7 protein-coding genes are annotated in these 5,409 nt (G+C 46.0%); 2 read left to right on the plus strand and 5 right to left on the minus strand.

Translation table 11 applies throughout. The annotated features are described in order from the left end of the window. Positions 1-493 (plus strand): LPXTG cell wall anchor domain-containing protein (locus ACLUWI_RS09840; protein WP_412147176.1); only part of this gene is annotated, 493 nt, incomplete at its 5' end. A 240-nt stretch (positions 494-733) separates the two neighbouring features. On the opposite strand, the gene pnuC is transcribed toward ACLUWI_RS09840, so the two are convergent. The 4 genes from pnuC to ACLUWI_RS09860 form a co-directional block, all read right to left on the minus strand. Continuing rightward, the gene (gene pnuC, locus ACLUWI_RS09845) at positions 734-1,468 is read right to left on the minus strand and encodes a nicotinamide riboside transporter PnuC (RefSeq protein ID WP_412147177.1); all 735 of its coding nucleotides are present in this window, start codon (positions 1,466-1,468) and stop codon (positions 734-736) included. A gap of 400 nt (positions 1,469-1,868) precedes the next feature. After that, a complete protein-coding gene (locus tag ACLUWI_RS09850; protein WP_412147178.1) occupies positions 1,869-2,492 on the minus strand; it encodes an alpha-L-arabinofuranosidase C-terminal domain-containing protein in 624 nt (207 codons plus the stop codon). A gap of 12 nt (positions 2,493-2,504) precedes the next feature. Then, entirely contained in the window at positions 2,505-2,645 is a 141-nt protein-coding gene (locus ACLUWI_RS09855; protein WP_412147179.1) for a hypothetical protein, read from the minus strand. 186 nt (positions 2,646-2,831) lie between these two features. Further along, positions 2,832-3,002, minus strand: a complete 171-nt coding sequence (locus tag ACLUWI_RS09860) for an SDR family oxidoreductase (RefSeq protein WP_412147182.1) — start codon at positions 3,000-3,002, stop codon at positions 2,832-2,834. Between the two features lie 454 nt (positions 3,003-3,456). Here ACLUWI_RS09860 and ribB point away from each other — a divergent pair, with 454 nt between their 5' ends. Further along, positions 3,457-4,122, plus strand: a complete 666-nt coding sequence (ribB, locus tag ACLUWI_RS09865; protein WP_412147180.1) for a 3,4-dihydroxy-2-butanone-4-phosphate synthase — start codon at positions 3,457-3,459, stop codon at positions 4,120-4,122. A gap of 188 nt (positions 4,123-4,310) precedes the next feature. Here ribB and ACLUWI_RS09870 read toward each other — a convergent pair. Further along, on the minus strand, positions 4,311-5,409 hold a 1,099-nt coding region (locus tag ACLUWI_RS09870), incomplete at its 5' end, for a 5-methyltetrahydropteroyltriglutamate--homocysteine S-methyltransferase (RefSeq protein ID WP_412147181.1).

Raw genomic sequence — 5,409 nt, forward strand, 5'->3', positions numbered from 1 at the left:
GATCAATGTTATCTACCATGCAAAACCAGCTGTTGATCCGGTTGACCCAACAACACCTGAGCAGCCATCGACGCCTGAAACTCCGGCTCCGTCAACGCCTGAAACTCCGGCTCCGTCAACGCCTGAGCAGCCATCGACACCTGAAACTCCGGCTCCATCAACGCCTGAGCAGCCATCGACACCTGAAACTCCAGCTCCATCAACGCCTGAGCAGCCATCGATGCCTGAAACTCCGGCTCCATCAACGCCTGAGCAGCCATCGACGCCTGAAACTCCGGCAGCAGCGGCAGATAAGCCATCAGTCGCTTTAAATACGCCATTAGCTTCAGTTGCGGTTTCATCAATGAACCACCACCAGAGCCCGGCCAAGACGAGTCAAAAGACGCTGCCACAAACCGGTAATGAACAAACCGGCTTATTGGCAGCCTTAGGACTCGGCTTATCCAGTCTAGCGCTTTCCTTGACGGGAGCTGTCAAAAAACGCCATAACTAATTTCATTGCTTGTTAATCTAGCTTGAACTACTTAAAACCTCATCGCGGAAATGCTCCGCGGTGAGGTTTTTCATTTGATTGATGCAATCGTTCCTGGAAACCTTAAGTAATACTGCTTGGATCATATTCAAAAAAATGAGTAGCCGTTTCTGAACTGCTGATTCGTGGCCGTTATACAAAAAAACTGCCTTCAGATCTCTCTGAAAGCAGTTGATGCCGATATCAATCATCTTGATTAATCTATTCCATTTCCGCTAAGCCAGCTTGACGACGGCCGTGATTAAACCATGGCGAAACCATAAAAGCTAGAATGTCATTGACCACGTAGATCAAACTGTTGATCGCCATTGCCAGCGTGGCATCCCCTTGCGCAAAGGTCACACCCCAAAGAATCAGCTGGAAGATACCGGACGCCAGCCACCAGTAGTATTGGTTATTGTAGCGCATAAAGCACATAATGCCCGCGGTCAGACTGATAGCAAAACTGATGGCATCGATCCATGGCCGCGGATCATTAGTGAAACTGCCGATCAAATAGCCACTGACAACGTAGACCAGCAGTGTGCCAATAATGGCTACGATCCATTGCTTAGTTCCGAAACGGCGCAGGTGATTTTTGGTGTCATCGTTCCAGCTGCGTACGGCAAAGATTACTGGCAGATCAAGCGTCAAGACATAAGCAATCTGTTCAAAAATTGACAGATAGTTCTTGGCCGCCAAACCCGCGTAGATAAAGCAGGCAGCCGAGATCAGCCCCAGCCAGCCATTGATCGCCTTGGTAGCATTAATCGCCAATACGCACAACGTCCCTAAAATCGTGCCGATAAACGTGATCAGTGTAACTGATGTAACCTTGCTGCTGATTAACAGAGCCAACTGGAAGCCCAGGGCAAAGAAAAACAGCAGATAGTTTTGCATTGGCCACCCTTTTAGTTGGTTGAACAGCCAGACAAAGTAATTTTCATTGCGTTCCATGAATCAATTCTCTCCTTTTTCTCAGTAGCTTTTACCACGCGAAACTGCGCGGCCGCTTATCCGTGGGGCGACCCCCACCTCGGTTGACAAGAAGTGCTCACTTTCTCGCCAGCTGCCTTATTATACGGGCCCATAAAATAAGACAAATCAGCCGTTTGGGCTTTGAGCAACTTTTATATCCTACCAAAAGATCGATTCACTTGCCAATGCAAATTCCTTCATCTATCTTAAACAAAATCACGCTAAAGTATCGAATTATCCGCAACGACTGCGCTTACTAAAAATAAATAAAAAATTTTTAACCGGCCATTTTACATCAATTGATTAAAGGATCGATAAGGCGACCAACGTACTGCTTTGATTAATCAGCCAAATTCGACTGGTCGGTCATTGCTGCAGTCTAGTTCATCTGAAACTGGAATTGACTAACGGAAGCATTCGGCAATTCAAGCGCGAAAACATCAGCTGCAAATGGCGCTGGCGTTTTAGTACGCGTCCGAACGCGATCTGGTGCGGCTGCCGAATTATATTCATTAGGCGAGGCCGCGCTGAATTCTTCGTGACGCGTCATCATGGCTGAAGCACCCAATCTTAAAATCAGCTGATGGGATTGGGCATAGTCTTTATTAATGATGGTTACCGTCAATTGGTCCTGCTTGACGGTTGCCATAACATCAAGTTTTTCACTGTTCATTGCCGGCAATTGGATCAGCCGCCCATTTTGATGCCGCCGATACATGACAAAGACATCATAGTTTGGTGTCATGATCGTCTTTTCGCCCGCAGTCAAAAACAATGCATTCAGTACGTTGACCGACTGTGCTACCGTAGCCATTTTCACCAGATCACAGTAGCGCTGCAAGACATTAAGCGTTATTGCGGTTGCCACTGCATCCCGCATCGTTACCTGCTGTTTTAATGCCGGTTTGACGGTAAAAGCATCCCGGTGCCAGACTCCCCATTCACCAACGATCAGTTCTAGCTTGCTCAGGCGCTGATCCATACTTGATTCCGGCGTTGGCATTTTCGCAAGTCCTTAATTAATCAGTTCACCTTGCTGAACGATCACTTCTTCAATCTCACCTGCCCCTTTAATCACTCGGTCCCAGCTCTGCTTATCAAATTCAACCGGCGTGTCATCGTCAGCTGCACCAAAAACTTGAATAAAAGTCAGCATTAGCAACCGTTCCAATCGTAAGTTTAGGCGAGCAATCGAAAAATGGCTGGCTGATTTGAACTATGTCAGTCGCTTGGACGTTAATTACAGCCGCATCCCGATCAAAGCGATGCAGGCCTTGCTGAATCAAGCCAAATAATATAAAAGGACCCACCAAAAATCGACGAGTCCTTTATTTAGTTATTATTAGTCTTTTTTAATGCTGCCACTCATGGCATCCCCGTAGATCGGCGTTGGCAAGCCAAAGCCACCAGCCACCGTAATCAGCTCACCCGTGACATAGCGCGCCTTATCGCTAGCCAGGAAAGCAACCATATTGGCAATATCTACCGGCTTAACGACTTCATTTAACGGCACGTGTTTCAAAAATCGCTAAAACTACTGACCTTAATTTTTAAATCTATTTGACCAGCTTAATAGTAAATAATCAACTAAACTGCTTTAAATATTTAAAAAATAGAAGTCGTCAAAAAATATTTGAAAAAATTTTGATGACTGTTTTTGTTAATTTTCTCGTTCACTACTAAACAAAAGCGACACTTGTTCCCAGAAGCAGGCGACTAACGCACTCGAACGGCTTTACGAACGTTCGTCTGCCTTCTTAATCAAATTCTTGTTCAATTGTTCAGTTGGGTATTCTCGAACGTTCGCCATAATTTTCAGTTAATGTTCGTGATTCATTTGATAAATTATCGGACGAGAAGTAAAAAGTACGGTTTACAAATCAAAAAGAACGGATTATGATAAGGCCACGTTCGAACGGAGAATTGATTTTTTACTTTTGGCAAACAGAGAAAGAGGCTAAATAATTATGGTTCAATTTGACACGATCGAAACTGCTCTGCAACAGCTGCAAAACGGCGGCTACGTAATTCTTTCTGACAACGAAGACCGCGAAAACGAAGGCGATCTGGTAGCTTTGGCAGACCGCATCACTCCTGCAACGGTCTATGAGATGCTGCATGAAGCCAATGGTCTGATGTGCGTGCCAATTACCATCCAACGGGCACACGAGCTGGGCTTTACCAAGATGGTTGAACACAGCACTGACCCACACCAAACGCCATTTATGACCACTACGGACGGTACTTTTGAAGCAACTGGCGTCACGACTGGTGTCTCTGCATTTGACCGTGCTGCTACGATCAATCATATTGCCAACCCGGCTGCTAAGCCAACTGACTTTAACCACCCTGGCCACATTCAACCACTGTATGCTTTGGATGGCGGCCTGCGCAAGCGGATCGGTCATACTGAAGCTTCTGTTGATCTGGCATATCTGGCGAGCGCTGAACCGGCTGCGGTAATCATTGAAGTGCTTAAAGAAGATGGTCACATGGCACGTCGCGATGACCTTTCAAAGATGGCTAAGCGGCTGAACGTTCCCTACATCACTATTAATGAAATCATTGAATACATGGACGCTCACAACATTGAACAGGCAAGTGATCTGCAGACTGCTGTCGCCAATAACTAAATCACTCAGCTACTGACTATAACAAAAACTCCCCGTTTGGCTACGAGGAGTTTTATTTTATTTGAGGAGATATTTATAGTATTTCAGCATATTTGAGCTAAATGATCTCAGCCCACGATTGTTGATCCTTTGGCATATGCTGCTTTTTTAAGGAAAAATGTCATTTAAGGAGATTAACTAAGACAGTTTTAAGCACTCCAGACTTCTTCAGCGATGCTCTTGACCAAGGCGATTTTAGCCCATTGCTGTTCTTCAGTCAGAATGTTGCCTTCTTCGGTTGAAGAAAAGCCACATTGCGTACTCAGGCATAATTTGTCCAGATCATGATACTGCGCCGCTTCTTGAATGCGGTCCAAGATTACTTGACGATCTTCCAATTCGCCAGATTTAGAGGTTAGCAGGCCCAGCACCACGTATTTGTCAGCTGGGACCTTCGCCAATGGTTCAAAACCGCCTGCCCGATCCGAATCATATTCCAGGTAGAATGCCGAAACGTTTTCTTTGGCTAGCACATAATCGGCAACTGGTCCATAACCACCCTTAGTTGCCCAAGTGGAGTGGTAGTTGCCACGACAAATGTGGGTCGTAACCGTCAAATCCGCTGGCAGGTCTGTTAACGCGCCATTATTAACCTGTAAATATTCATTTTCCAGATCATCACGATTAAAGCCTTGTTCCGTCATCGTTGCCCAGAAATCGTCATCGACAACCATGCCCCAGGTACAGTCATCAATCTTAAGGTCACGACATCCAGCTTCATACAGCGCCAGAATCAGATCATGATATGCCTTATCAATATCAGCAATCAATTCCTGTTTATTAGAATAGAACTTTTCAAGGGCTTGAATATTTTCATCGCCACGGTATAGTTCAGCATAAAGCTGTGCTGGCGCCGGAATGCTTTGGCGTGGAATCAGGTCCTTGCCATCCGTTAAGCTCTTAAGATACTTGAACGCTTCCAGATCGGGGTGCGTGCCGTTAAAACGAATTTTGCCTTCAACCTGCGCGGAATCGGCTCGCGTTTCTTCATCATGGAACAGATAGCCATGCTCTTGCTGCGTATGCTTAATGCCTTCAAAGCCCCAGAACGTGTCCAGATGCCAGTATGAGCGCCGGAACTCGCCATCGGTAACCGCGTGCAGGCCAGCTTGTGCCTCTTTTTCGACCAATTCCTTGATACACTTGTCTTCAACGGCTTTCAATTCAGCATGGTCAATTTCGTGGTTGGCGAATTTTTCACGAGCTGCCTTTAATTCAGCTGGGCGCAGAAAACTGCCCACGATGTCG

The organism is Limosilactobacillus mucosae (assembly GCF_046939755.1).
In the GTDB taxonomy this organism is placed as follows: domain Bacteria; phylum Bacillota; class Bacilli; order Lactobacillales; family Lactobacillaceae; genus Limosilactobacillus; species Limosilactobacillus mucosae_A.